The sequence below is a fragment of the Variovorax sp. GW821-FHT09D05 genome (assembly GCF_059416325.1).
Genome location: NZ_JBWKOZ010000021.1, coordinates 1 through 24,049, shown reverse-complemented (window position 1 = coordinate 24,049; position 24,049 = coordinate 1). Strand labels below are relative to the sequence as shown.

Below are 24,049 nucleotides of genomic sequence, written 5' to 3'. Positions count from 1 at the left end.
ACCCCAAAAGACGCTTCAAAAAGAAAAAGGCGGCCGAGGCCGCCTTTTCAGCACTTGGAGGGAAAACAATCGCTCAGGCGTTGTCCCAGCTGTAGGTCGCGCCGTAGCCGTCCCACGCCTCCATGACGATGCGCTGGCCCGCGGCCACCGTCAGCGATTCGCCGGGTGCGAGCACCAGGTCTTCGCTGGGGTTCTTGAGCGTGGCATCGGGCGTGATCCACACCCGGCCCTGCTTGACCCGCAGGATGCTGGCCGCCCGCGCCTTCAGGCTCATCGCCTCGCCGGGCGCGATCTGCCAGGCACCACGACGCACGGCCGGCGGAACGGCGGCGGTGCGGGCGGGAACGGACAGGGACGAGAGCGATTCGGTGGTGCAGACGGCGGTGGACATGATGTAACTCCTTGGCTTTGCCGAAGCGCTTGTCAGAAAGTGGCAATAGCGCAGTTCGGGAATGAATGATCGTTTCTATGGCGTTGGCGGTCCAATGAAAACGAGGTAGCCTACTGATGCGCGTTTCGCATCAATCGATCCAAACGCCGATTCGCCCTCCAAAGTCATATCCATGCAACATTCGCAAACCCATCTGCGCTCCCGTCCGATCTCCGCCGGGCACCTGCGCGCCTTCGAGGCGGTGGCCCGGCACCTGAATTTCCGCGCCGCAGCTGAAGAAATGGCGCTGACCCAGTCGGCCGTGAGCCGCCAGATCCAGTCGCTGGAAGAAGAGGTGGGCGTGGCGCTGTTCCTGCGCCATACGCGCGCGGTGGAGCTCACGAGCGCGGGGGCATTGCTGCTGCTGGCGGTGCAGCAGTCGCTGCCGCGCATCGACACGGCTGTGCGCCAGATTCGCCAGAGCGCGGGGCGGCAGAGCGTGTCGCTGACCACTTTTGCCTCGTTCGCCTCGATGTGGCTGATCCCGCGGCTGGAGGCCTTCCAGCGCGACAACCCCGAGATCGACATCCGCATCGACGCCAGCGACGTGGCGGTGGACCTCGAAGTGGCCGACGTGGACATCGCCCTGCGCTACGGCCCGCGCGAGTCCATGACGGCCGGCGCGGTGCGCCTGTTCGGCGAAACGCTGACGCCGGTGGCCAGCCCCTGGCTGCTGAAGAGCAGCCCGCCCATCAAGACACCCGCCGACATCACCCAGTTCACGCTGATCGAGGCCGGCGACGCGCACCGCACGCACCTGGAATGGCTGACCTGGCGCCGCTGGTTCGAGGTGAACGGGCTGGAACGCGCGCAGCCCAAGCGCTGGCTCTATTTCAACTACGCCTACCAGATGGTGCAGGCGGCCCTTACCGGGCAGGGCGTGACGCTGGCGCGAAGCTCGCTCATTGCCGAGAGCCTGGCCAACGGCGATCTGGTCGAGGTGCTGCCGCAGCACCGTATGGATTCGCCGATGTCTTACTGGCTCATTGCCGGGCCGCGCAGCGCGCTGCGGCCGGAAATCAGGGCCTTCTGCGACTGGCTGCTGCTCCAGTCCGAGACCACGCGCGAGACCATCGGCGAGGTGCCCGACCCGGACACCGTCGACAACATCGACTGACGCTGGCAGCTCAGCTGGTCGGCCAGACGACTCCGTTGTCGTTGAGGATGGCGTCGAGCGGCAGGTCGTGCGCCTCGGGCTCGAAGTCTTCGAGAAAGCCGTGGGTGAAGCCCAGACCCACCGTGAACGGCCGCGGCTCGAGCGCCGCCAGCGTGCGGTCGTAGAAACCGCCGCCGTAGCCCAGCCGGTAGCCGCCCGCGCTGTAGCCCACGCAGGGCACGAACAGCAGGGTCGGCACGATCAGCTCGGTGTCCTTGGGCTTGGGAATGCCGTAGGCGTCTTCTTCCATCTGGCAGCCCGGGTACCAGGCATGGAAGGTCAGGGTCTTGTGGACTTTGTCGATCACCGGCAGTCCGATGCGCCGGCGCTGCGTCTCTTCCATGAGTTCGCCGTCTTCCTTCCAGCGGTGCAGGGCGGGCAGCGGATCGAACTCGCCCTTGATGGGCCAGTAGGCGCCGATCACGGTGTCGGGCCGGCCGACCAGCCAGATCCGCATCACGCGCTGCAAAAGGTCTGCGCGTGTCAGCCGGTCGGGCATCGCAAGACGTTGCTCGATGAGTGCCTTCCTCAACTGTTCCTTAAGAAAACTCGCCGTTGCCGAAGTGTCGGCACCCTTTGACTTGTCCATAATCCCCCGATGCAGTTCCCAAGCATTTTGGCACCCAAGCGCCATCGCCCGCGCGTCAACCCGCGCAACGCGGCACCCGCGCTCGTTTTTTCCACTGTTCTTGCCCTCGCCGCGTTGCTCTCGCAGCAACCCGCAGCAGCCCAGAGCAACACCAACGACGACGTGCTGATCCAGATGAAGCAGGCCTTCCAGCGCGGCGACAAGGCCCGCCTGACCGCCCTGCTGCCGCAGGCCCGAGGCCATGCACTGGAGCCCTGGGCCGCCTACTGGGAACTCAAGGCGCGCCTGCAGGACGCCCCCGCCAACGAAGTACAGGACTTCTTCGCGCGCTACCCCGGCACCTACCAGGAAGACCGCCTGCGCAACGACTGGCTGCTTCTGCTCGGCCAGCGCCGCGACTGGGACAACTTCACCGCCTCGGTAGACGGTTTCCGCATGGGCGACGACGCGCAGGTGCGCTGCTACGCGGTCCTGGTCGACTCGCTGCGCACCGGCACCGCCACGCAGGCACAGGCCGACGAAGTGCGCCGCAACTGGTTTGCCCAGAAAGACCTGGACGACGGCTGCCTCACCGCCGCCGACCGCATGGTCGCCGCCCGCCTGATGTCGACCAACGACGCCTGGAAGAAGGCGCGCCTGGCCATCGAGGCCAACCGCCCGCAGGCCGCACGCGCCGCCGTCACCATCGCCGCGCCCGACGCGCTGCCGCTGTTCGAGGAGCTCAACGCCAGCTCGGCCAAGTTCCTGACCGGCCGCGCCTTCGTGGCCGCCAAGTCGCGCAAGGAACTGGTGGTGCTCGCGCTCATCAAGATCGCCATTGCCGACCCCGAGCTGGCCGCCTCTCAACTCGACAGCAAGTGGGGCCCGATGCTCTCCGCCGAGGAGCGCAACTGGCTCTGGGGCACCATCGGCCGCGCCGCCGCGCTGAAGCTCTGGCCACAGGCCGGCACCTATTACGCCAACGTCACCAAGAACAGCGACCTGTCCGACGACATGCTCGGCTGGCGCGTGCGCGCCGCCCTGCGCGCCGGCCAGTGGAAAGAGGTGGCGCCCGCCATCAACGCCATGAGCGAAGCCGCCCAGCTCGAGCCGACCTGGGTCTACTGGAAGGCCCGCGCCCTGGCCAGCGCCGGCGGCGACGAACGCCGCGCGCAGGCCCGCGACCTCTACCAGAGCATCGCCGGCTCGCGCGGCTTCTACGAGATGCTGGCGCTCGAGGAACTCGGCCAGCGCACCATGGTGCCCACGCGCCCCGACCCGCTCACGCCCGAGGAAAAAGCCGCCGCGCGCAACAACCCGGCGCTCGCCCGCGGCCTCTACGCCATCGCCATCGGCCTGCGCCCCGAAGGCACGCGCGAGTGGAACTACGCCACCAACCTGCACGACAAGGGCGGCATGGACGACCGCGCGCTGCTGGCCGCGGCCGACTTCGCCTGCCAGCGCGAGGTGTGGGACCGCTGCATCAACACCAGCGAGCGCACCAAGGGCGTGGTCGACGTGGAGCAGCGCTTTCCCATGCCCTTCCACGACACGGTGCTGCGCAAGAGCCAGGACATCGGCCTCGACCCGGCCTACGTGTACGGCCTGATCCGCCAGGAAAGCCGCTTCATCATGGACGCGCGCTCGGGCGTCGGCGCCTCGGGCCTGATGCAGGTCATGCCCGCCACCGCGCGCTGGACGGCCCGCAAGATCGGCATGAACGACTTCTCGCCCGGCCAGATCAACGACCGCGAGACCAACATCACCATCGGCACCAACTACTTGAAGCTTGCACTCGACGACTTCGACGGGTCGATGGCGCTGGCCGCCGCCGCCTACAACGCCGGCCCGGGGCGCCCGCGCAGCTGGCGCAACGGCCCGGTGCTCGACGCCGCCATCTGGGCCGAGAACGTGCCGTTCAACGAGACACGCGACTACGTGAAGAAGGTGCTGGCCAACACCACCAACTACGCGGCCATCATCAGCGGCCGGCCGCAGTCGCTGAAGGAACGCCTGGGTCGCATTGGCCCGCGCGATGCGGCTGAGCCGGAGCCCAACAAGGACCTCCCCTGAGATGAGCTGGCGCGACGAGGTGCTCGACACCCTCGCATCCGAGTTCTCGGACGTGAGCGACGTCGCGCAACTCACCCGCATCGTGCTGCGCCTCATGCTCGCTGGCGCCCTCGGTTTCGTGCTCGGCTTCGAGCGCGAGCAGCAGGGCAAGGCGGCCGGCGTGCGCACCCACATGCTGGTGGCCATCGGCTCGGCGATGTTCGTGCTGATCCCGCAGCAGACCGGCATCGTGCCGGCCGACATGAGCCGCGTGATCCAGGGGCTGGTGGCGGGCGTGGGTTTCCTGTGCGCCGGCACCATCCTCAAGCAGGGCAAGGACGAGAGCCATGTGCAGGGCCTGACCACCGCCGCGGGCCTTTGGATGACGGCTGCCATCGGCATGGCCTGCGGGCTCGGCCGCGAGGTGACCGCCGTGGTGAGCGCGCTGCTGGCGCTCGCCGTGCTGGCACTGGTGCCGCGCCTCGTGAGCGTGATCGAGCGCGTGGCCGGTCCGAAGAAGAACGACGACACCCGCGAGCGCTGAACGCGCTGCCGCATCAATTCGCGCTGCCTTCGGCATCAATCGCGGCACCGCGCCCGGCTAGCATCGAAGCCCCCCTTTTTGAACCACCGCAACGGACCGGAGATCCCTCTCATGCGCAAGCTCTATGTCGGCAACAAGAACTACTCGTCGTGGTCCATGCGGCCCTGGGTACTGATGAAGCAGGCCGGCATCGATTTCGAGGAAGTCGTGGTGCGCTTCGATTCGTTCGAGGCCGATTCGCAGTTCAAGCACACCATCGCCGCACTGAACCCGGTGGCCAAGGTGCCGGTGCTGGTAGACGACGGCCTCGTCGTCTGGGACACGCTGGCCATCGCCGAATACCTCGCCGAGACCTTCCCCGAAAAGCAGCTCTGGCCCCGGTCCGCGGCTGACCGTGCACGCGCCCGCAGCGTCTGCGCCGAGATGCACTCGGGCTTCGGCGGCCTGCGCAACCATTGCGGCATGAACATCGAAGCCTCGCTGCCCGAGGTGGGCGCCCGGCTGCTGAAGGAAGTGCCCGAAGTCGCCAGCGACCTCGCGCGCATCGTGCAGATGTGGAACGGCCTGCTCGACAAGCATGGCGGCCCGATGCTGTTCGGTGCCGGATTCGGCATCGCCGATGCCTACTTCGCGCCCATCGGCACACGCATCAAGACCTATGGCCTGCCGGTGCCGGCGCATATCACGGCCTACATCGAGCGCGTGCAGGCGCTGCCGGGCGTCAAGGCCTGGATCGACGATGCACTGGCGGAGAAAGATTTCCTGCAGTTCGAAGAGCCCTATCGCACGGGGCGCTAGGGTCTTCGAAGCAAGTGGGGCGGATCAGAACCGGTAGGTTGCCGCCACGTAGGTGACGATCGGGTTCAGCTTCAGGCTGGCTTCGCTATTGGCCACCGGCAGGCCGTAGATCGAGGTCGTCGTCAGCTTGGCCTTGGTCTTCAGCGGGATGTACGACACCGAGAACGAGACGCCCCAGTGCTTGTCGAACTGGTAGGCCGCGCCCACGTTGATCACCGGCGCGAACTTGCTGTCGAGCTTGGCCGTGGTGTTCACAGCGAACGGCGACTGGTGGAACTGGCCGGCCAGTGCGCTCTGCAGGTTCGAGGTCAGCTTGACGTCGCTGTACCAGACGTAGGTGGCGCCCAGGCCCACGAACGGACGGAAGGCGTCGGTGCCCTCGTTGAAGAAGTACTTGCCCAGGATCGTCGGGCTCCACTGGCGCGCCTCGCCGAGCTGTCCGACGCGGCCGAGGGTGCCGGTGCCGTTGAGCTTGAACTTCGGCGGCACGCCGAACACGCCTTCCACCGCCCAGTGGCTGTCGAGGAAATAGGTGGCGTTGAGGCCCACCGTGTCGGAATCGCTCACGCTGGCGCCCGAGCCGGCCAGCACGCTCGGAATGGGCGAGGTCACGGTCAGCGGCTTGCTGGAATCCTGTGGTGACAGATGGAACCAGCCCGCGCCGACGACCCAGTCGCCCGCCTGCTGCGCCATCGCGCTTCCGGATGCCAAGGCACCCAGAGCCGCCAGCGCAAACATTGTTTTCTTCATGATGTGAATTGCTCCTTTGGTTGACATATCCCTCTACGGATGCGGGCGTCGACTTGTGACTGCCGCTGAATTTCGTCCGATGAACGAACGATTTCCCGGTCCGCTCCGGGGATTATCGAACGACCGTTCTATTTTTTGGTACCGGGAGTATCCCTACACTGCACTTATGAAAATTTTTCTCGTTGGAGGTGCACTTCGCGACCGCCTGCTGCAGCGGCCGGTGTCCGACCATGACTGGCTGGTGGTCGGCGCCACGCCCGAAGAAATGGTGGCCCGCGGCTACCTGCCCGTGGGACGCGACTTTCCGGTGTTCCTGCACCCCGAGACGCGCGAGGAATACGCGCTGGCCCGCACCGAACGCAAGAGCGCGCCGGGCTACCGCGGCTTCACCGTGCATGCCGCGCCCGACGTCACGCTGGAGCAAGACCTCGCGCGCCGCGACCTGACCGTCAACGCCATTGCGCTGCCGGCCGAGCTGGTGAGCGCCGACGGCCGCTTCGACCCCATGCCCGAGACCCTGGCCGACCCCTTCCACGGCCAGCGCGACCTGCGCGACAAGGTGCTGCGCCACGTGACCGACGCCTTCCGCGAAGACCCGGTGCGCATCCTGCGCGTGGCGCGCTTCGCGGCACGCTTCGACGACTTCAGCGTCGCCCCCGAAACCATGGCGCTGATGCGCGAGATGGTCGCCGCCGGCGAGGTCGATGCGCTGGTGGCCGAGCGCGTGTGGCAGGAGCTGTCGCGCGGCCTGATGGAAACGCGCCCCTCGCGCATGTTCGAGGTGCTGCGCGAATGCGGTGCGCTGGCCGTGCTGCTGCCCGAGCTCGACGGCGGCACGCAAACAACGATGGCAGTCATCGATGCCAGCGCCCGCCTGCAGGCCTCGCTGGCGGTGCGCTTCGCCTGCCTCATGCGCAACGAGAGCGTCAAGCAGCTGCAGCAGGTGTGCGACCGCTGGCGCGTGCCGGTGGACATCCGCGAACTGGCCGAGGTGGTGGCGCGCGAGCATGGCCACATCGACGGCAGCGACGCGCTGGACGCCACGGGCTTGGTGCGCCTGCTGGAGCGCTGCGACGCCTTCCGCAAGCCCGCGCGCTTCGCCGAGGCGCTGCTGGCCTGCGAATGTGACTCGCGCGGCCAGCCCGGCTCCGGCGATGCGCCCTACCCGCAGCGCGAGCGCCTGCTCGCCGTGCTGGCGACGGCAGCGGCCGTGGCCACCGATGTGGTGGCCAAAGCCGCCCAGCAGTCCGGCGCCACCGGCCCGAAGATCGGCGAGGCGATCCACCAGGCCCGGGTCGAAGCCGTCGCGGCGTCGCTGTCCGCCAGGGCATGACTTCTGGCACTTCCCGGAGCAGACCCGGCCGATAGCATCGACCGGGTGAATGCCACCGCGCCGAAGCCCGCACTCGAATCCGACGCTTCCCAGCATCCGACCGATCCATCCGCCGGGCCGGACGACCTGAGCCTGCGCGTGCTGCGCGAGCATGTGGCCTCGGTGTACGCGGCCTACAACGCATCGGTGTTCGTGCACTTCGGCCTGGGCGCGGCGCTCGGCGCCGCCATGTACGTGCACCAGCCCCGCCTTTGGATCCTGGCCTGGATGGCGGCCCACCTGTCGTTCGGCCTCGTCCTCTTCTTCATGCCGCGCTGGCACGAGGGCGTGCCGCTCGCGGACACGACGCGCTGGGCGCGCCGGCATTCGCGCACCGTCACTGCCGTGAGCATGGTCACGGCCACTGCGCCGCTGCTGTTCATCTCGGCCGGCGACCTGCCCGTGACCTCGGTGGTAACCGTGGTCATCATCGGCAGCTGCGCCCGGGCCATGCAGCTGCTTTGGCCGCTCAGGCCCGCGCTGTACGGCTACACCCTGCCGATGATGCTGAGCCTGATCGCCGCGCTGGCCTGGCAGGGCGACGCCCTGCACTTCTTCCTCGCGGTGTTCAGCCTGGGCTACCTGCTGTTCACGCTGCGCGTGGGCGACCAGCAGCACAAGCTGCTGACCGACTCGCTGGTGCTGCGCTTCGAGAACGAGGCGCTGGCCGCGCAGCTCGGCAAGCAGATTGCCGTCGCCGAACGCGCCAGCGCCGAGAAGACGCGCTTCCTCGCCACCGCCAGCCACGACCTGCGCCAGCCGCTGCATGCCATCGCCCTGTTCGGCGCCGCGCTGGAGAACGAGCTGCGCGAGCACCATGGCGGGCGCAACGCGCAGCGGCTGATGCGCGCGGTAAATGCACTGGGCAATTCGCTGGACACCATGCTCGACGTGTCGCGCCTCGACGCTGGCGTGGTCATGCCGGCCGTCGGGTCCGTGTCGCTGGACGCGCTGTTCCGCTCGCTCAACCACATGTTCGCGGCGCAGGCCGAGCAACGGCAATTGCAATTGCGGGTGCGCGCCAGCGGCCTGTGGGTGCGCAGCGATCCGCAGCTGCTGTACCGCATGCTCTCGAACCTCGTCGACAACGCGCTGAAGTACACGGCACGCGGCGGCGTCGCGGTGCGGGCCCGTTCGCGCGGCGACATGGTGTGGATCGAAGTGCTCGACACCGGCATCGGCATCGCGCCCGAGCAGCACGAGCGCGTGTTCGAGGAGTACTACCAGGTGCAGAACCCGGGCCGCGACCGCGCGCAGGGCCTGGGCATCGGCCTGTCGATCGTGCAGCGGCTCTCGCGCCTGCTGCAGCATCCGGTGCAGGTGAAGTCGCGCCTGGGCGGTGGCTCGCGCTTCCGCATCCAGCTGCCGGCCGCGGCGCCCCTGGTGGCCGACGTCGAGCCGGCCGCAGCTTTCCGCAGCGCCGCTGCTTCGCCCGAGGCGGTGATCCATGCGACACGCGCACGCATCCTGCTGATCGACGACGAAGCGGAGATCCGCGAGGCCATGACCGGCCTCTTCCACGCCCACGACCTGGCCGTGGACGCGGTGGCCAGCGAAACCGAAGCCGTCGAGGTGCTGGGCCGGCCCGATGTGCAGGAGCGGCCCTTCGCACTGCTGATGTGCGACTACCGCCTTTCCAACGGCGACAACGGCCTCGACGTCGGCCTGAGGCTGCAGCGCCGCTTCGGGCTGCAGGCGCCGCTGATGCTGGTAACCGGCGAGACCTCGCCCGAGCGGCTGCAGCACGTGCGCGCCTCCGGGGTGCCGGTGCTGTTCAAGCCGGTGAACGCCGCGGCGCTGCTGCGTGCGCTTGCCGATGTGGTGCCCAAGGCCGCCTGATTCACGGCCCTGACCCCGACGCACGTCCGGTTTTGGCCGACACGCGCATGCTTCGACGCGTGTTAAGGTTTTTCCCGATGCCAAAGTCCTCCAGCAACTTGCAGTTGCCTCCTCCGTTGGGCCGGGATGCAGCCCTCTTCCTCGACTTCGACGGTACGCTGGTCGGGCTTGCGCCCACGCCTGAAGCCATCGAGATTCCGCCTGCCCTCGTGCCTCTGCTGAGCGACCTGCGCGACCAGCTCGGCGGCGCGCTTGCCGTGGTGTCGGGCCGCCAGATCGACTCCATCGACCGCTTTCTCGCACCGCTGCGGCTGCCCGCGGCCGGCGAGCACGGCGTGCAGCGCCGCAACGCCAGCGGCCACACGCAGGAGCAGCGCCCGCCCGATCTCATTCCCATCCTCGAAATTGCCAACGAACTCGCGCGCGTGCACGAAGGCCTGCTGGTGGAGCGCAAGCACGCCGCCATCGCCCTGCACTACCGGCTCGCGCCGCAGCTCGAAGCCGTATGCCGCGACGCGATGTCGCGCGCCATCGAAAACCATCCGCAGCTCGAACTCATGCACGGCAAGTTCGTGTTTGAGGTAAAGCCCACGGGCGTCAACAAGGGCATCGCCATCGACGCCTTCATGACCGAGGCGCCGTTCGCGGGCCGCACGCCGGTCTTTCTGGGCGACGACACCACCGATGAAAGCGGCTTTGCGGTAGTGCAGCCGCGCGGCGGCATCGCCATCAAGGTCGGCTCGGGGCCGAGCCTGGCGCTGCACCGGCTCGAATCGCCGCGCGCCGTCTATGAATGGCTGGTGCAGGCACGCGACATGCTGGCGACACAAAAACCCGCAAAAACCAACGAAGAATCCCCGAGGAGCCCCCGATGAGCGAACAACAACTGCCGGTGGCGCCCGAGGATCGCGCCGGCCAGGCGCTGGCAGGCGCGGCCGGCCCGGACGACCGCGCGCCGGCCGACATGCAGGCAGCCGCAGCACCCGGCCCGCGCGGCTTTGCCCCGCCGGCCGAGCCTTCGCTCAACGTCGGCGTGATCGGCAACTGCGCCTACAGCGCACTCATCGACGCGCGCGGCCGTGCCGTGTGGTGCTGCCTGCCGCGCTTCGACGGTGACCCGGTGTTCAACGCACTGCTGCACCCCGGCGAAGATGCGGGTGCGTGGAGCATCGACATCGAAGACTTCGCCGAGGCCAAGCAGTGGTACGAGCCGAACACGGCCGTGCTGCGCACGCAACTGTTCGACAGCGCGGGCCAGGGCGTGGAGATCACCGACTTCGCGCCACGTTTCTACAGCCGCTCGCGCTACTTCCGCCCGCTGATGATGGTGCGCCGCGTGCGGCCGATTGCCGGCGCGCCGCGCATCCGCGTGTCGCTCGACCCGCGCTTCCAGTGGGGCGCCTCGGCGCCGGTGGAGGTCACGCGCGGCAGCAACCACATCCGCTACGTCGGGCCCGATGTGACGCTGCGGCTGAACACCGACGCATCGATCTCGCACATCCTCTCGCGCCAGCCCTTCGTGCTCTCGCGCGAATACAACTTCATGTTCGGCGTGGACGAGACGCTGCTCGACGGCATTGCCGACACCGCGCGCAAGTTCGAGCAGGAAACCATCTCCTACTGGCGCACCTGGAGCAAGCGCCTGGCCATTCCCTTCGAGTACCAGGAGGCGGTGATCCGCGCGGCCATCACGCTGAAGCTCTCGCTGTACGAGGACACCGGCGCCATCGTCGCCGCCATGACCACCAGCATTCCCGAGGCGCCGGGCAGCCAGCGCAACTGGGACTACCGCTACTGCTGGCTGCGCGACGCGTTCTTCGTGGTGCGCGCGCTCAATTCCCTGAGCGAAGTGGGCACCATGGAAGACTACCTGCGCTGGCTGGGCAACGTGGTGATCGGCTCGCACGGCGAGCACATCCAGCCGCTGTACGGCATCGGGCTGGAGCGCGAGCTGCCCGAGTCTTTTGTCGAGAACCTGGCGGGCTATCGCGGCATGGGCCCGGTGCGCGTGGGCAACCAGGCGCAGGAGCATTTCCAGCACGACGTGTACGGCAACATCGTGCTCGGCGCGGCGCAGGCCTTTCACGATCACCGGCTGCTCAGCCGCGCGGGGCTGGCGGAGTTTCCGCACCTCGAGGCGGTGGGCGAACAGGCGGTGCGCGTCTACGGCACGCCCGACGCGGGCATGTGGGAGCTGCGCACCCGCGCCCGCGTGCACACCAGCTCGGCGCTGATGAGCTGGGCGGCCTGCGACCGGCTCAGCAAGATCGCCCGCGCGCTGCACCTGCCCGAGCGCGCCGCCTACTGGCACGGCCATGCCGCGCGCATGAAGGAAGAGATCCTCGCCAAGTCGTGGTGCGAAGAGCGCCAGGCCTTTGCGGAGAGCTTCGGCGGGCACGAGCTCGACGCGAGCATCCTGCTGATGGTGGAGGTGGGCCTGATCGACGCGCGCGACCCCCGCTTCATCTCGACGGTCGACGCAATGGAAAAGTCGCTGTGCGACGGCCCCTACATGCGCCGCTACGAGGCCGCCGACGACTTCGGCAAGCCCGAGACCGCGTTCAACATCTGCACCTTCTGGCGCATCGACGCACTCGCCAAGATCGGCCGCAAGGCCGAGGCGCGCCAGATCTTCGAAACCATGCTCGCGGCGCGCAACCCGCTGGGCCTGCTGTCGGAAGACACGCACCCGGTCACGGGCGAGATGTGGGGCAACTTTCCGCAGACCTATTCGATGGTCGGCATCATCAACGCGGCCGTGCGCCTGTCCGCTCCCTGGGATTCGTGCATATGAGCCGTCTAGTCGTCGTTTCAAACCGCGTGGCAGACCCACGCAAGCCGGCAGCCGGCGGACTGGCCGTGGCGCTCGGCGAAAGCCTGCAGCAAAGCGGCGGCATGTGGTTCGGCTGGAGCGGGCAGGTCATCGAAGGCGGCCCCACGGGCGAAGGCGAACTGCACCGGCAGCAGGCCGGCAAGGTAACGCTGGCCACCATCGACCTGAGCCGCGAAGACCACGACAGCTACTACCTCGGCTACAGCAACGACGTGCTCTGGCCGGTGTTCCACAACCGGCTCGACCTGGCGCATTTCGACGCCGGCTTCATCGGCGGCTACCGGCGCGTGAACCAGCTGTTCGCGCGCAAGCTGCTGCCGCTGCTGAAGGAAGACGACATCATCTGGGTGCACGACTACCACCTGATCCCGCTGGCAGCCGAGCTGCGCGCCATGGGCTGCAGGCAGCGCATCGGCTTCTTCCTGCACATTCCGCTGCCGCCGCAGATCATCACCGCGGCCATCCCGCAGCACGAGTGGCTGATGCGCTCGCTGTTCTCGTACGACCTGATCGGCTTCCAGGCGCAGCAGGACGTGCAGCACTTCGAGCACTACGTGCGCAACGAGGCCCACGGCGAGTACCTGGGCAACGACATGTACCGAGCCTACGGTCAGACGGTGCGAAGCAGCGCCTTTCCCATCGGCATCGACGTCGACGAATTCGCGGCGCTCACGCATGCGAAGGAATCGCGCGACATGTACGAGACCATGAAGCGCGAGTACTCGAGCCGCCGGCTGCTGCTGGGCATCGACCGGCTCGACTACTCCAAGGGTATTCCGCAGCGGGTGCGTTCGTTCCGCGAGCTGCTGGCCAACTACCCCGAAAACCGGCGCAGCGCCACGCTGATCCAGATCGCCTCGCCCACGCGCGAGACGGTCGACGCGTATGGCGACATCCGGCGGGAGCTCGAATCGCTCTGCGGTGCCATCAACGGCGACTACGGCGAACTCGACTGGATGCCGGTGCGCTACATCCACCGCATGGTGGCGCGCAAGCGTGTGCCGGGGCTGTGCCGCGCGGCGGCCGTGGGGCTTGTAACGCCACTGCGCGACGGCATGAACCTCGTCGCGAAGGAATACATCGCGGCGCAGGACCCGGCCGACCCGGGCGTGCTGGTGCTGTCCCGCTTTGCGGGAGCGGCCGAGCAGTTGAAGGAAGCGCTGCTGGTGAATCCGTACGACACGCACGGCACAGCGGAGACTGTGCAGCAGGCGCTGCAGATGCCGCTGGAGGAGCGGCGCGAACGGCATCAGAAGTTGTTGTCGCGTATTCGTGAGCAGGATATTCACTGGTGGCGGAATAGCTTTCTCGAGGCGCTGCGGGAAGCGGCTAGCGAACGTTGATTGTTCGGGGTGCGATCACGCCGACGGGGGACATTCGCGGAGGGGAGTACCCGGTGTCATTCGCACGCACCCCGAACAAGTCCCCTACCAGCCAGTAAGCAGACGCACAAAGCGCATCACAGGCCGCGCCTCCACAGCTGAAACCTGCCCAACCGGCGGCACGTGCACCCGCAAATGCACCGCCGTCAGCGCAGACACTTCGATCCAGCCGCCGTGCGGCAGCCGATGCACCTCGCCTTCCTCGAGCAGCGTCTCGGCCATGAACACGGTCTCGCCGAACCATCCGGGCGGCGACACGACCCGGGCGCGGCCCTCGGCCAACTGGAGCCAGGCCCCGGCATCGACCGAGGTGCGCAGGGACTGGCCGGGTTCGAGAACGATGGAATCGGGCGCTTGGGAGAGGGTGGTGATCATGGCGAACCTCGGGTGAATGAGGGTTCATCGTAGAAATTCCGTCGCCTAAAAAACAGGCACACGCCATGGCTATTGCGACCGTAACAGCGGTGCCGCCGACGCATCTGTTATGGTCGTTTTCCCTAGCAACTGCATCTGTTTTCGGATGCCCGATACGGGGAACATCGACCCCATGGACTCGCTACCGCTCTACCGCCAGCTCTCCGCGCACTATGTGGACGCGATCCACACCGGCTCCCTCAAGCAGGGCGACAAGCTGCCCTCGCTGCGCAGCCTGATGCGGCTGCACGACATCAGCCTGTCGACCGCGCTGCAGGTCTGCCGCGCGATGGAAAGCGACGGCTGGGTCGAGGCCCGCGACCGTTCGGGCTACTTCGTGCGGCGGCCACAGCGGCTGGCCATCGCGCCGATGGAAGAGCCGATTGCCGACGTGCCGCCCGACCCCGCACAGTTCGTCAGCATGCGCACGCGCATGGCCAACTTCATGGCGCGTGGCCGGCACACGGGCGTGAAGCTCAACTTCGCCATCGCCCGCGCGGCTCCCGAGCTGTATCCCGCCGAGGCCCTGCGCAACTCGATGACGCGCGCACTGCGACAGCGGCCCGAGCTGCTGACCACCGCCTCGTCGCAGAAAGGCCACGAGCAGTTCCGCGAAGCGCTGGCACAGCGCAGCCTGCGCGTGGGCATGACGGTGCCGCCCGACGAAGTGCTCGTCACCAACGGCTGCATCGAGGCCCTGAACCTCGCGCTGCGCGCCATCGCCAAGCCCGGCGACACGGTAGCCGTGGAGTCGCCCACCTTCTACGGCCTGCTGCAGGTGCTCGAAAGCCTGGGGCTGCGCGCACTGGAGATTCCGACCAGCCCGCAAACGGGCATCTCCCTGGAAGCGCTCGACCTCGCCATCCACACCTACGACGACATCAAGGCCGTGGTGGTGGTGCCGCACCTGCAGAACCCCATCGGCAGCGTGATGCCCGACGCCCACAAGCAGCGGCTGGTGCACCTGTGCGAGAGCCACGGCATCGCGCTGGTCGAAGACGACACCTACAGCGACCTCGTGGAAAGCGACGCGCCGCTGCGCGCGGTGAAGTCGTGGGACCGCACGGGCAACGTGATCTATTGCGCCTCGCTGCACAAGGTGCTGGCGCCGGGGCTGCGGCTGGGCTGGATCACCGCCGGGCGCTGGCACGCGCAGGTGGAAATGCTCAAGTACGCGCAGACCCGCAACAACGAGGCGCTGGCGCAGATCGCCGCGGGCGAGTTCGTCGCGAGCGGCGGCTACGACCGCCACCTGCGCCGGCTGCGCGAGCGGCTGCACGTGCAGCGCGACCAGACGGCGGATGCCATCGCCAAATACTTTCCGTCGGGCACGCGGCTGAACCTGCCGCGCGGCGGGCTGCAGCTGTGGGTCGAGCTACCCGGGCAACGCTCGTCGGTGGACGTGTTCGACGCGGCGCTGCGCGAACACATGCTGGTGGCGCCGGGCGCGCAGTTTTCGAACTCGGGGCGCTTCGACAACTACCTGCGCATCAACTGCGGCTGGCCGTATTCGAAGGCGGTGGATGCGGGGCTGCGGCGGCTGGGCGAGATCGTGTCGGCCGTGCGGCCGCCGCACTAGCAGCCAGCCGGCGATTCAGACGATGTAGAACACGACGGCGTCGCGCCTTGCGGCCGCGCCGGCGAAGAAGCGCTTCACGCCTTCCATGAAGCCCTCGAGGTCCCGGGCGCCGTCCTGCCAGACCTTGGCCCAGTAGAGTTCACTGAACTTCGCCGGCTCGCCGGTGAAGCGACCCATCAGTTCCGCCACGTCGCGCTGCGCGAGCCGGGCCGCGGTGCGCTCGACGTGGGCGGCCGTGAGATAGATGCAGCCCAGCCCGTCGGTGCCGTCGAGCTCCTCGCCGTCAACCGCCTCGGGCAGCAGCGTGCGCACCACGTCCCAGGCCTGCTCCACCGTCTGGCTGTCGTGCGGGCCGCCCTGCGCGGCCGGCGAATGCAGGAAGCCCGACACGGTGGACGGATCGATCACCAGCGCGCGCAGCCGGTAGCGGTCCAGGGCGTAGAAGGCGCCGCCGATGCTCATGTGCTGGGTTCCATGCGTGCGGCGCGAGCGACCGTGGCGAGCACCATGCTCACGCTGTCGATGTTGCGCTGCGCGTTGTCGATGTTCCTGAAGTGGTCGGGCGCGCAGATCTGGTTGAGCAGCAGCGTGCGCTTGAAATGCATCAGCGCCTGGCGCAAGTCGCCCTCTTCCTGCGCGATCAGGCCCAGGTCGTTGTGGGCGGTTGCGGCCGCCTGGGAAATGCCCCGGCAGCTGCCCTGCTGGATGTCGAGCGAGCGCTCGAACAGCGGCCTGGCCTTGTCGAATTCGCGGCGCGCCATGAACAGGCTGGCGAAGTTGTTGAGCATGTCGGAGTGCAGTTCGGCGTCGCCCTCACCCGGCGGGAGCTTGTCCAGATGCACGAGGGCGCGCGCGTAGCAAAGCTCGGCTTTGGCGTCCTGGCCGGACTCGGCATAGAGAAACGCCAGGTTGTTGAATGCGCGCACTACACCATCGCTGGAGCCGCCCCGGGCTTCGGCCACCGCCATGGCGATGGTCTTCTTGTAGAGCGCTTCGGCCTCTTCGGCCCGCCCGGCCGCAGCATGCAGCAGCGCCAGGGTGTTGGTCGGCCCGCGCCGCCAGCTGTCGTCGAGGCCGAGCAGCCCGATCATGGCCAGGGCCTCGTCCGCCGAGGCCTGCGCCTTGTCGTACCACTGCAGCCGTCGGCACAGTTCCGCATAGCTGGCCAGCTGGAGCACCACGGCCCTGTCCGCGCCGCCGTACAGCCGGCGACTGGCGGCGACGGCTTCGGCGCAGAACTTCTCGGCCCGGGGCAGGTCGCCCTGGGCCAGTGCGTCGCGGTAGCGCGCGTCGCGGTCTTCGAGCAGGTTCAGCAGCGCGCCTTCTTCGTCGGACGCAGCGCCGTGGGCCTTGCGTTCGGCGATGCCGGTCAGGGTCAGGTCCAGCGCCTTGCGGGCGATGTCCATGTCTTCCGCCGGCATGCCGATCTTGCGGCCGATGGAAAGGCTTTCCTCCAGGCTGGCCCGGGCCCTGTCGAAGGCCTTGAACTGGTAGCAGGCCTGGCCGAGCATGCACAGCGTCATCGCGAGGTTCTGGTGCGGGCCCTTGAACACGCGGCGCGCGGTGGCAACGATCTGCTCGGCGATGGCGACGGCTCCGGCCCAGTCTTCGGCCTCGGCGGCGGCCACGAAGCGCTCCTGCAGCTTGTTGGCTTCAGCGAGGGCGGCGAGGTCGTATTCCTTGGCCTCCCGTGTCCCGGCGCGACGGGCGCGCTGGCGGGCCGGAGCTTCTTCACCATCTTCGACAGCGGCCCCGTCCTGCTGCTTCATCCGCCGGTAGATCCAGTAGACGTCGAACAGCATCCACGGCAGCACAAGCGCCAGGCCGAAGCGCGATCCCGGCAGGCCGGCGACGCCATACAGCAGCAGCGCCAGTTGCGCCGCGCCGCCCAGGTAGCTCCCGAGATAGAAGCGATGCGCCCCGATGAAGCCGCCCACCAGCCACAGCAGGTAGGCATAGGAGCGACGGCGAGGCAGCAGGGTCATGGTGTTCGCCGGATCGTACGGTGGCCGTTCAGTCGAGCAGCGCCAGTGCGGCGTAGTCACCGACCTTGTCGCCCAGGCCGGCGGGCACGAGCGTCACACCACGCGTAAGCGGGAGCAGCTTGCCGTCGACCTGTGCCTGCAGCCGTGGCAGCACGAAGTCGCGGTGGTGCCAGAACACGCTGCCACCCAAGCTGATGCGCTGCAGGTCGAGGGTAATGACCATGTTGTAGAGCATCCGCCCGAACACGCGACACAGGGCCTCCGCCGTTTCCAGCGCCTTGGGTTCACCAGCGGATGCGGCAGAGAACAGATCGGCGGCAGACTGCCCGAAACGGTGCCCGATCGAATTGCCGCCCGCCAATGCCTCGACGTCGCCGTAGTTGCCACAGCCGCAAAGCGCACCGCTGTCGTCGTCGACCACGAAACTATGCCCCGCGTGACCAGCATTGCCGTTCTTGCCGCGCAGGGCCTTGCCATCGACACAAAGGCCAACGCCCACGCCGGTGCTCCAAGTGGCATAGGCGCAGTTGTCCAGGCCCTTGAGCGCGCCCCAATGGCGCTCGGCCTCGAGTGCTGCCACGGCGTCGTTCTCGACCCGGACGCTGCCGAAACGCTGGACCAGAGGAGCCTCGATGATTGCGGTCATCCACGCATTGGGCAGGCCGCGCGATGGCCCAGCGATGCCACCGCAGATATTGGGAGTGGCGAGTTCGACCAGACCGTCGCGCAGCTCGAAAGGCCCGGTCGACGACACGCCCACGCGGTCGATGGTTGCGGCATCGATGCCTTGCTCCGCGCAGACCTCGTCGATCATCCGCATGATCTGCACCGCCACCGCGTCGTTGTCGCCGGTCTTGGCCGTGGGTTCGCTGCGGCGGCCGATCAGCGGCGCGTCGCTCGAAGCGGAAAGGCTTACGGCCACCTTGGTGCCGCCGATGTCTACGCAGGCTCTCATTGCTGTTTGTCTTTTCTCTACAGAAGACGCGCGACCAGCGCCGCGATCATGCTGAGCACCACGGTGCTGGCAATCGGCAGTTGCCACTCGCGGCCGAAGGCGCGGAACTCGAAATCGCCGGGCAGCCGTCCGAAGCCGAAGCGGCGCAGCCAGGCGGTCAGGCCGCTCATGAGCACCAGTGCGAGGACGACGACGATCAGCCAGCGGAACATGTTCGACAGTCTAGGCCGAGAGGATGGCCATCGCTTGCCGGTGGAGTTCGGGCGTTGCCGCCGCAATCACCCGCCCGTCTGACTTCAGCCCCAGCGGCTGGCCCTGCCAGTCGGTGATGACGCCGCCCGCGGCCTCGATCAGACCGGCGGGGCCGAGGTAGTCATAAGGCTGCAGGCCGGTCTCGACCACGAGGTCGATGGTGCCGCCCGCCAGCTGGGCGTAGCCGTAGCAGTCGCCGCCGAAGCGGCGCATCGCGCACTGGCGGCTGAGCCGGTCGAAGGCAGTCCAGTCGGCTGGCGCGAAGATGTCGGGCGAGGTGGTGACGATGCGGGCCTTGGCCACCTCGGTGCAGCTGCTGGCGCGCACGGGCTGGCCGTCGCGCGTGGCGCCCTTGCCGGCCTCGCCGATCCAGCGCTCCTTGAGCACCGGCATGTCGACCACGCCCAGCACGATGCGGCCGCCCTGCAGCACACCGATCAGCGTGCCCCACAGCGGTGAGCCGGTGATGAAGCTGCGCGTGCCGTCGATGGGGTCGAGCACCCAGACGCGCTCTGCGTCGAGCCGCTCGGGGCCGTGCTCCTCGCCGTAGATGCCGTCGGCCGGCACCCGCGCGCCAAGGATTTCGCGCATGGCCGTCTCGGCGGCGCGGTCGGCCAGCGTGACCGGGCTTTCGTCGGCCTTGGTGATGATGTCCAGCGGCGTACGAAAGTAGTGCATCGACTGCGCTGCGGCGGCATCGGCCAGCGCCTGGGCAATCGACGAAAGATCGGGGGTCGAGGAGCTCATGGGAGAGTGGTTAACACATGCCAAAACCTGCGATTAGACCCGAGCCGGGCCGGGTTTGACACGGCGGGGGCGCCGGTCCTAGCATGGCCCGAAAATTGCCAGGAGACAAAACAAATGGCCTCGCTCAAATTCCTGCGCACCACGCTGCTCGCCCTCCTGCTCGGCGCCTCGGCCCTGCTGGCGCACGCCACCCCTTCCGACGCCGAGGACAAGCTGATCGACACGCTGATCCAGCGCGTCTCGAAGATGTCGGCCATGGTCTTCCTGCGCAACGGCAACGAATACACCGCCGCCGACGCCGCCAAGCACATGCAGGCGAAGTACGACTACTTCAAAAAGGAGCTGGTGACGGCCGAAGACTTCATCGAGCGCTGCGCCTCGCGCTCGGAGATGACGGGGCAGGCCTACAAGGTGAAGCTCAACAACGGCACGGTGCGCGACGCCAACGAGTTCCTCAACGGCGAGCTGCGCTCGATGCGGCAAGCCGCGAAGAAGACCAGCGGTTAGCTAGCGCTGCTGGCCCCAGCGGCGCACCGTGAGCCGCTCCAGCGTCTTGAAGCCCAGACTCTCGACCAGCAGGCCGATCAGCACCACCATCGCAAGGCCCGCGAACACGCGGTCGGTGTACAGCTCGTTGCGGTTCTGGAAGATGTACCAGCCCAGCCCGCCCTTGCCCGACGAGGCGCCGAACACCAGTTCGGCCGCGATCAGCGTACGCCAGGCAAAGGCCCAGCCGATCTTCAGGCCCGACAGGATCGACGGCAGCGCAGCCGGCACCAGGATCTGCAACACGTAGCGCAGGCCCTTCAGCCCGTAGTTGCGCCCCGCCATGCGCAGCGTTTCGGGCACGCCCTGGAAGCCCGCATAGGTGTTGAGCGCCAGCGGCCACAGCACCGAGTGGATCAGCACGAACACGAGGCTGCCGCGCCCCAGCCCGAACCACAGCAACGCCAGCGGCAGCAGCGCGATGGCGGGCAGCGGGTTGAACATCGAAGTTAGCGTGTCCAGCAGGTCGCGGCCGATCTGCGTCGACACGGCGAGCGTGGTGAGCGCGAATGCCAGCAGCACGCCGGCGAGGTAGCCCTGCAGCAACACGGCCAGCGAGATGCGCACCTTCTCGATCAGCTCGCCGCTGGCAAGCCCTTCGAACAGCGCGCTCGCCGTGGCGGTGAAGGTGGGCAGCAGCAGGTCGTTGTTCTGCCAGCGGGCCGCAAGCTCCCACAGCACGGCGATGACGGCGAGGATCAGCCCCTTGCGCAGCCAGGCCTGCGACCAGATACGCGCGCCCGGGGGCAGCGTGCGTTCGACCGGCAGCTCGGTGAAGGGCCCGAGCGTGCGCTCGTACTCGGGGCGGATGGGAGGAACGATCGCGCTCATGCCGCGGCCTCCTCGTGCTCTTCTTCGAAAAGCATGTCGTGGATGCGCTGCGCCGTGCTTTGGAACTCGGCACCGCCCAGGCTCGCAAGCGAAAAGCCGTGGCTGTTGATCTCGGCGCGCATGCGCCCCGGGTGCGGCGAAAGCAGCGCGATGCGGTTGCCCACCACCAGAGCCTCTTCGATCGAGTGCGTGACGAACAGCAGCGTGAAGCGCACCTCGTCCCACAGCTCGAGCAGTTCCTGCTGCATCTTGCGGCGCGTGAGCGCGTCGAGTGCGGCAAAGGGTTCGTCCATCAGCAGCACGCGCGGCTGCATCGCAAGCGCGCGTGCAATCGCCACGCGCTGCTTCATGCCACCTGAAAGCTGGTGCGGATGCACATCGGCAAACTTTGCAAGGCCGACCTTGTCGAGGTAGTGCAGCGCGCGTTCGGCGGCTTCCTTCTTGCCGAGCGTGCGCGAAGCCAGCAGCGGGAACATCACGTTCTGCTTCACGGTCTTCCACGGCGGCAGCTGGTCGAACTCCTGGAACACGACGATGCGGTCGGGGCCGGGCTGCGTCACGCGCTGGCCTTCGAGGCGGATCTCGCCTTCGACCGGCGGGATGAAGCCCGCCACGGCCTTCAGCAGCGTGGACTTGCCGCAGCCCGAGGGGCCGAGCAGCACGAAACGGTCGGCGGCGTGGACGTCGAAACTCACGCGGTGCGTGGCGCGGACGACTCGCTCGGGGGTGCGGTATTCGAGGCTGACCTTGTCCACCTGTAGCAGCGGTGCGCTTTCTTGCCCCCTCTCCCTCTCCCTCTCCCTCTCCCTCTCTCGCTCGCGGGAGAGGGTTGGGGTGAGGGCTGCGGGCGATGCCGAAGGCTCCCCCCTCACCCCCGCCCTCTCCCGATGTGAGAGGGAGTCACCCCGGGAAGGCAAAGCCGCTGCCGTGCTCATCGATCAATTCCCCGACGAATTCTGCGCATCGTCGAAGAAGTAATCCTTCACCGAAGCCGGCTTGTTCTTGATCGCGCCCACGCGGTGCATGAACTCCGCCAGCGGATACGTGTTCTGCGGCGTGGTCTTGAACTGCACCTCGGGGTTCTTGATGATCTTCAGCAGCAGATCGCGGTCGAGCTTCGCGTTGCTCACTTTCAGGTAGATGTCGGCCGCCTTCTCAGGGTTGGCCGTGACGAACTTCGCCGCCTCGTCGAGCGCATCGACAAAGGCCTTGTACGTCTTCGGGTTCTCGCTGCGGAATTTCTCGGTGGCATAAAGCACCGTCGCCGACGACGGACCGCCCAGCACCTGGTACGAGTTGAGCACGATGTGCGCGTTCGGATTGCCCGCAAGCTCCTGCTCCTGGAACGGCGGATTGCCGAAGTGCCCCGTGATCTCCGTGCCGCCCTTGATGATGGCCGCAGCCGCATCGGGGTGCGGCAGCGCCACGCTGATCTTGTCGAGCCGGTTGAACTCCTTGTCGCCCCACAGCTTGGCCGAGGCGAACTGCAGCACGCGCGACTGCACCGACACGCCCACGGCGGGCAGCGCGATGCGGTCCTTGTCGGTGAAGTCGGCGATCGTCTTCACGTTCGGGTTGTTGCTCACCAGGTAGTACGGGAAGTTGCCCAGCGAGGCCACGCCCTTCACGTTCTGCTTGCCCTTGGTGCGATCCCACAGCGTGAGCAGCGGGCCCACGCCGGCACCCGCGATCTCGATGTTGCCGGACAGCAGCGCGTCGTTGACGGCCGAGCCGCCCGAGAGCTTGACCCATTCGACCTTGGCATCGACGCCCGCGGCCTTCGCGTGCTTCTCGATGAGCTTCTGCTCCTGCGCGACGTTGAGCAGCAGATAGACGATGCCGAATTGCTCGGCGATGCGGATCTGGCCTTCGGCATGCGCAGCGAGGCTGCCAACGAGAAGGCCGAGGCCGGTGACGAGCGCGGCGGCTTTGCGGGTGAAGCGGTTCATTGACGGGGGTCCGGAAGAGAAATCAGAAAGGCGTGTCGCCGACGATGGTGGTGCGGTTGAGGCGGCGGCGCAGGTGGTCTGGCGTACCCGCTGCGAGGTGCATCAGCGAGCGGTTGTCCCAGAACACGAGGTCGTGCGGCGCCCACTGGTGGCGATAGACGAACTCGGGCTTCACGCTGTGCGCGAACAGCTCGGCGAGCAAGGCGTCGCTTTCGGCCTGCGGCAAACCGACGATGCGCGTGGTGAAGTGCTCGCTGACGAACAGCGCCTTGCGGCCTGTCTCGGGGTGTGTGCGCACCACGGGCTGGACGGCTGGGGCGACCTGATCGATCTGCGCTTGCGAGAGCTTCGGCCGCCACGGGTTCTTCGCGCGCAGCTCTTCGTATTTGGCGAGGTAGCTGTGCTCGGCCTTCAGCGGCAGGATGCGCTGCTGCAGCTCGGGGCTCAGCGACTCCCATGCGAGATGCTGGTCGGCGAACAGCGTGTCGCCGCCTTCGCTCGGCAGCTCCTGCGCGTGCAGCAGGGAGCCCAGGCTGGGGTTGGGTTTGTACGAAATGTCGGAATGCCAGTAGACGCCTGCGTCGCCAAGGCCGATGGGCTCGCCGTTCTCCTTGATATTGGAGACGATGAGGATCTCGGGGTGGTTCTTCAGCTGGAATTGGTGCAGGACGTGGATTTCGAGCGGGCCGAAGCGGCGGCTGAAGTCGATGTGCTCCTGCGGGGTGATCTGCTGGTCGCGGAATACCAGGACGTGGTGGTCGAGGTGGGCTTTGTGGATTCGGACGAAGTCTTCGGTGCTGATTGGCTTCGAGATGTCGAGGCCGATGATTTCGGCGCCGACCGGGGCATCGAAGGGGCGCACTTCGAAGTGCTGTGCGGCGGGCTCGGGCCTGCTGCTGGAAAGAACGGCTGTCATGCCGGGAATGTAGGGGCCGGTTTGTTGTTTCCCAACGAACTCTTCGTTGATAGCTTATGACTTTGGATGTTTGGGTTCCGGGGCCGGGTCTCGGCCCGGCGGCCGACTCACTTTCTTTTGCTTCGCCAAAAGAAAGTAAGCAAAGAAAAGG

24 protein-coding genes are annotated in these 24,049 nt (G+C 67.5%); 11 read left to right on the top strand and 13 right to left on the bottom strand.

Features of this window, described 5'->3' with window-relative positions:
- Positions 1-73 precede the first annotated feature (73 nt).
- Positions 74-391, bottom strand: a complete 318-nt coding sequence (locus tag AC07O3_RS34145) for a DUF2917 domain-containing protein (RefSeq protein WP_093056107.1) — start codon at positions 389-391, stop codon at positions 74-76.
- A 172-nt stretch (positions 392-563) separates the two neighbouring features.
- Here AC07O3_RS34145 and AC07O3_RS34140 point away from each other — a divergent pair, with 172 nt between their 5' ends.
- Positions 564-1,547, top strand: coding sequence for a LysR substrate-binding domain-containing protein (locus AC07O3_RS34140; RefSeq protein WP_093078672.1), 984 nt, complete (start codon positions 564-566; stop codon positions 1,545-1,547).
- 10 nt (positions 1,548-1,557) lie between these two features.
- On the opposite strand, the gene AC07O3_RS34135 is transcribed toward AC07O3_RS34140, so the two are convergent.
- Positions 1,558-2,175 carry a 5-formyltetrahydrofolate cyclo-ligase gene (locus tag AC07O3_RS34135; RefSeq protein WP_093056112.1) on the bottom strand — a complete coding sequence of 206 codons (618 nt, stop codon included), beginning with the start codon at positions 2,173-2,175 and terminating at the stop codon, positions 1,558-1,560.
- A gap of 9 nt (positions 2,176-2,184) precedes the next feature.
- Between AC07O3_RS34135 and AC07O3_RS34130 the strand changes: the two genes are divergently transcribed.
- The 3 genes from AC07O3_RS34130 to AC07O3_RS34120 all read left to right on the top strand — a co-directional run bounded on the left by AC07O3_RS34130 (position 2,185) and on the right by AC07O3_RS34120 (position 5,548).
- On the top strand, positions 2,185-4,227 hold the full coding sequence (locus AC07O3_RS34130; RefSeq protein WP_495341481.1) for a lytic transglycosylase domain-containing protein: 2,043 nt from the start codon (positions 2,185-2,187) through the stop codon (positions 4,225-4,227).
- A gap of 1 nt (position 4,228) precedes the next feature.
- Positions 4,229-4,750, top strand: coding sequence for an MgtC/SapB family protein (locus tag AC07O3_RS34125; RefSeq protein WP_495341480.1), 522 nt, complete (start codon positions 4,229-4,231; stop codon positions 4,748-4,750).
- Between the two features lie 111 nt (positions 4,751-4,861).
- Positions 4,862-5,548, top strand: a complete 687-nt coding sequence (locus AC07O3_RS34120) for a glutathione S-transferase family protein (RefSeq protein ID WP_495341479.1) — start codon at positions 4,862-4,864, stop codon at positions 5,546-5,548.
- 24 nt (positions 5,549-5,572) lie between these two features.
- Here AC07O3_RS34120 and AC07O3_RS34115 read toward each other — a convergent pair whose 3' ends face one another.
- The gene (locus AC07O3_RS34115) at positions 5,573-6,298 is read right to left on the bottom strand and encodes an OmpW/AlkL family protein (protein WP_093056120.1); all 726 of its coding nucleotides are present in this window, start codon (positions 6,296-6,298) and stop codon (positions 5,573-5,575) included.
- A 166-nt stretch (positions 6,299-6,464) separates the two neighbouring features.
- Between AC07O3_RS34115 and AC07O3_RS34110 the strand changes: the two genes are divergently transcribed.
- The 5 genes from AC07O3_RS34110 to otsA all read left to right on the top strand — a co-directional run bounded on the left by AC07O3_RS34110 (position 6,465) and on the right by otsA (position 13,685).
- Positions 6,465-7,631, top strand: a complete 1,167-nt coding sequence (locus tag AC07O3_RS34110) for a multifunctional CCA addition/repair protein (RefSeq protein WP_495341478.1) — start codon at positions 6,465-6,467, stop codon at positions 7,629-7,631.
- Between the two features lie 45 nt (positions 7,632-7,676).
- Positions 7,677-9,509: an ATP-binding response regulator gene (locus AC07O3_RS34105; RefSeq protein WP_495341477.1), complete on the top strand. Its 1,833-nt coding sequence runs from the start codon at positions 7,677-7,679 to the stop codon at positions 9,507-9,509.
- Between the two features lie 77 nt (positions 9,510-9,586).
- Positions 9,587-10,384 (top strand): trehalose-phosphatase, encoded by a 798-nt coding sequence (otsB, locus tag AC07O3_RS34100; protein WP_093056127.1) that lies wholly within the window; start codon positions 9,587-9,589, stop codon positions 10,382-10,384.
- A complete protein-coding gene (locus AC07O3_RS34095; RefSeq protein ID WP_093056129.1) occupies positions 10,381-12,303 on the top strand; it encodes a glycoside hydrolase family 15 protein in 1,923 nt (640 codons plus the stop codon). The genes otsB and AC07O3_RS34095 overlap by 4 nt, the downstream gene beginning before the upstream one ends.
- Entirely contained in the window at positions 12,300-13,685 is a 1,386-nt protein-coding gene (gene otsA, locus AC07O3_RS34090; RefSeq protein ID WP_093056131.1) for an alpha,alpha-trehalose-phosphate synthase (UDP-forming), read from the top strand. Before AC07O3_RS34095 ends, otsA begins: the two co-directional genes overlap by 4 nt.
- Before the next feature lie 84 nt (positions 13,686-13,769).
- On the opposite strand, the gene AC07O3_RS34085 is transcribed toward otsA, so the two are convergent.
- The gene (locus tag AC07O3_RS34085; RefSeq protein ID WP_495341476.1) at positions 13,770-14,099 is read right to left on the bottom strand and encodes a hypothetical protein; all 330 of its coding nucleotides are present in this window, start codon (positions 14,097-14,099) and stop codon (positions 13,770-13,772) included.
- A gap of 172 nt (positions 14,100-14,271) precedes the next feature.
- On the opposite strand from AC07O3_RS34085, the gene AC07O3_RS34080 reads away from it, so the two are divergent.
- Positions 14,272-15,717 (top strand): aminotransferase-like domain-containing protein, encoded by a 1,446-nt coding sequence (locus AC07O3_RS34080; RefSeq protein ID WP_495341475.1) that lies wholly within the window; start codon positions 14,272-14,274, stop codon positions 15,715-15,717.
- Between the two features lie 15 nt (positions 15,718-15,732).
- Here the strand turns inward: AC07O3_RS34080 and AC07O3_RS34075 are convergent, their stop codons facing one another.
- From AC07O3_RS34075 to hisN, 5 genes are read right to left on the bottom strand one after another with little or no spacing between them, the layout of a single operon-like run.
- Positions 15,733-16,179, bottom strand: a complete 447-nt coding sequence (locus AC07O3_RS34075; RefSeq protein WP_093056135.1) for a DUF1877 family protein — start codon at positions 16,177-16,179, stop codon at positions 15,733-15,735.
- Complete coding sequence (locus AC07O3_RS34070; RefSeq protein ID WP_093078661.1) at positions 16,176-17,702, bottom strand: tetratricopeptide repeat protein; 1,527 nt, start codon at positions 17,700-17,702, stop codon at positions 16,176-16,178. The genes AC07O3_RS34075 and AC07O3_RS34070 overlap by 4 nt, the downstream gene beginning before the upstream one ends.
- 28 nt (positions 17,703-17,730) lie before the next feature.
- Entirely contained in the window at positions 17,731-18,657 is a 927-nt protein-coding gene (locus tag AC07O3_RS34065; protein WP_093172980.1) for an ROK family protein, read from the bottom strand.
- 17 nt (positions 18,658-18,674) lie between these two features.
- Complete coding sequence (locus AC07O3_RS34060; RefSeq protein ID WP_056509065.1) at positions 18,675-18,869, bottom strand: DUF2905 domain-containing protein; 195 nt, start codon at positions 18,867-18,869, stop codon at positions 18,675-18,677.
- Between the two features lie 10 nt (positions 18,870-18,879).
- Entirely contained in the window at positions 18,880-19,656 is a 777-nt protein-coding gene (gene hisN / locus AC07O3_RS34055; RefSeq protein WP_307616339.1) for a histidinol-phosphatase, read from the bottom strand.
- A gap of 114 nt (positions 19,657-19,770) precedes the next feature.
- Here hisN and AC07O3_RS34050 point away from each other — a divergent pair, with 114 nt between their 5' ends.
- Positions 19,771-20,163 (top strand): DUF5329 family protein, encoded by a 393-nt coding sequence (locus AC07O3_RS34050; RefSeq protein WP_093172984.1) that lies wholly within the window; start codon positions 19,771-19,773, stop codon positions 20,161-20,163.
- Here AC07O3_RS34050 and AC07O3_RS34045 read toward each other — a convergent pair whose 3' ends face one another.
- The 4 genes from AC07O3_RS34045 to AC07O3_RS34030 form a co-directional block, all read right to left on the bottom strand.
- Positions 20,164-21,033 carry an ABC transporter permease gene (locus AC07O3_RS34045; RefSeq protein ID WP_495341474.1) on the bottom strand — a complete coding sequence of 290 codons (870 nt, stop codon included), beginning with the start codon at positions 21,031-21,033 and terminating at the stop codon, positions 20,164-20,166.
- Positions 21,030-21,905: an ABC transporter ATP-binding protein gene (locus AC07O3_RS34040; protein ID WP_495341473.1), complete on the bottom strand. Its 876-nt coding sequence runs from the start codon at positions 21,903-21,905 to the stop codon at positions 21,030-21,032. Before AC07O3_RS34040 ends, AC07O3_RS34045 begins: the two co-directional genes overlap by 4 nt.
- A gap of 66 nt (positions 21,906-21,971) precedes the next feature.
- Positions 21,972-22,982 carry an ABC transporter substrate-binding protein gene (locus AC07O3_RS34035; protein WP_495341472.1) on the bottom strand — a complete coding sequence of 337 codons (1,011 nt, stop codon included), beginning with the start codon at positions 22,980-22,982 and terminating at the stop codon, positions 21,972-21,974.
- Positions 22,983-23,004: 22 nt separating this feature from the next.
- Positions 23,005-23,898: a TauD/TfdA dioxygenase family protein gene (locus AC07O3_RS34030; RefSeq protein ID WP_495341471.1), complete on the bottom strand. Its 894-nt coding sequence runs from the start codon at positions 23,896-23,898 to the stop codon at positions 23,005-23,007.
- Positions 23,899-24,049 lie beyond the last annotated feature (151 nt).

Bases quoted from the DNA above. Each gene is read 5' to 3' on its own strand.
- AC07O3_RS34050 (WP_093172984.1), top strand. From the start codon at position 19,771: ATGGCCTCGCTCAAATTCCTGCGCACCACGCTGCTCGCCCTCCTGCTC.
- AC07O3_RS34135 (WP_093056112.1), bottom strand. From the start codon at position 2,175: ATGGACAAGTCAAAGGGTGCCGACACTTCGGCAACGGCGAGTTTTCTT.
- AC07O3_RS34085 (WP_495341476.1), bottom strand. From the start codon at position 14,099: ATGATCACCACCCTCTCCCAAGCGCCCGATTCCATCGTTCTCGAACCC.
- otsB (WP_093056127.1), top strand. From the start codon at position 9,587: ATGCCAAAGTCCTCCAGCAACTTGCAGTTGCCTCCTCCGTTGGGCCGG.
- AC07O3_RS34065 (WP_093172980.1), bottom strand. From the start codon at position 18,657: ATGAGAGCCTGCGTAGACATCGGCGGCACCAAGGTGGCCGTAAGCCTT.
- AC07O3_RS34035 (WP_495341472.1), bottom strand. From the start codon at position 22,982: ATGAACCGCTTCACCCGCAAAGCCGCCGCGCTCGTCACCGGCCTCGGC.
- AC07O3_RS34115 (WP_093056120.1), bottom strand. From the start codon at position 6,298: ATGAAGAAAACAATGTTTGCGCTGGCGGCTCTGGGTGCCTTGGCATCC.
- AC07O3_RS34140 (WP_093078672.1), top strand. From the start codon at position 564: ATGCAACATTCGCAAACCCATCTGCGCTCCCGTCCGATCTCCGCCGGG.
- AC07O3_RS34060 (WP_056509065.1), bottom strand. From the start codon at position 18,869: ATGTTCCGCTGGCTGATCGTCGTCGTCCTCGCACTGGTGCTCATGAGC.
- AC07O3_RS34110 (WP_495341478.1), top strand. From the start codon at position 6,465: ATGAAAATTTTTCTCGTTGGAGGTGCACTTCGCGACCGCCTGCTGCAG.
- AC07O3_RS34145 (WP_093056107.1), bottom strand. From the start codon at position 391: ATGTCCACCGCCGTCTGCACCACCGAATCGCTCTCGTCCCTGTCCGTT.
- AC07O3_RS34080 (WP_495341475.1), top strand. From the start codon at position 14,272: ATGGACTCGCTACCGCTCTACCGCCAGCTCTCCGCGCACTATGTGGAC.
- AC07O3_RS34120 (WP_495341479.1), top strand. From the start codon at position 4,862: ATGCGCAAGCTCTATGTCGGCAACAAGAACTACTCGTCGTGGTCCATG.
- AC07O3_RS34095 (WP_093056129.1), top strand. From the start codon at position 10,381: ATGAGCGAACAACAACTGCCGGTGGCGCCCGAGGATCGCGCCGGCCAG.
- AC07O3_RS34070 (WP_093078661.1), bottom strand. From the start codon at position 17,702: ATGACCCTGCTGCCTCGCCGTCGCTCCTATGCCTACCTGCTGTGGCTG.
- hisN (WP_307616339.1), bottom strand. From the start codon at position 19,656: ATGAGCTCCTCGACCCCCGATCTTTCGTCGATTGCCCAGGCGCTGGCC.
- AC07O3_RS34125 (WP_495341480.1), top strand. From the start codon at position 4,229: ATGAGCTGGCGCGACGAGGTGCTCGACACCCTCGCATCCGAGTTCTCG.
- AC07O3_RS34075 (WP_093056135.1), bottom strand. From the start codon at position 16,179: ATGAGCATCGGCGGCGCCTTCTACGCCCTGGACCGCTACCGGCTGCGC.
- AC07O3_RS34130 (WP_495341481.1), top strand. From the start codon at position 2,185: ATGCAGTTCCCAAGCATTTTGGCACCCAAGCGCCATCGCCCGCGCGTC.
- AC07O3_RS34030 (WP_495341471.1), bottom strand. From the start codon at position 23,898: ATGACAGCCGTTCTTTCCAGCAGCAGGCCCGAGCCCGCCGCACAGCAC.
- otsA (WP_093056131.1), top strand. From the start codon at position 12,300: ATGAGCCGTCTAGTCGTCGTTTCAAACCGCGTGGCAGACCCACGCAAG.
- AC07O3_RS34045 (WP_495341474.1), bottom strand. From the start codon at position 21,033: ATGAGCGCGATCGTTCCTCCCATCCGCCCCGAGTACGAGCGCACGCTC.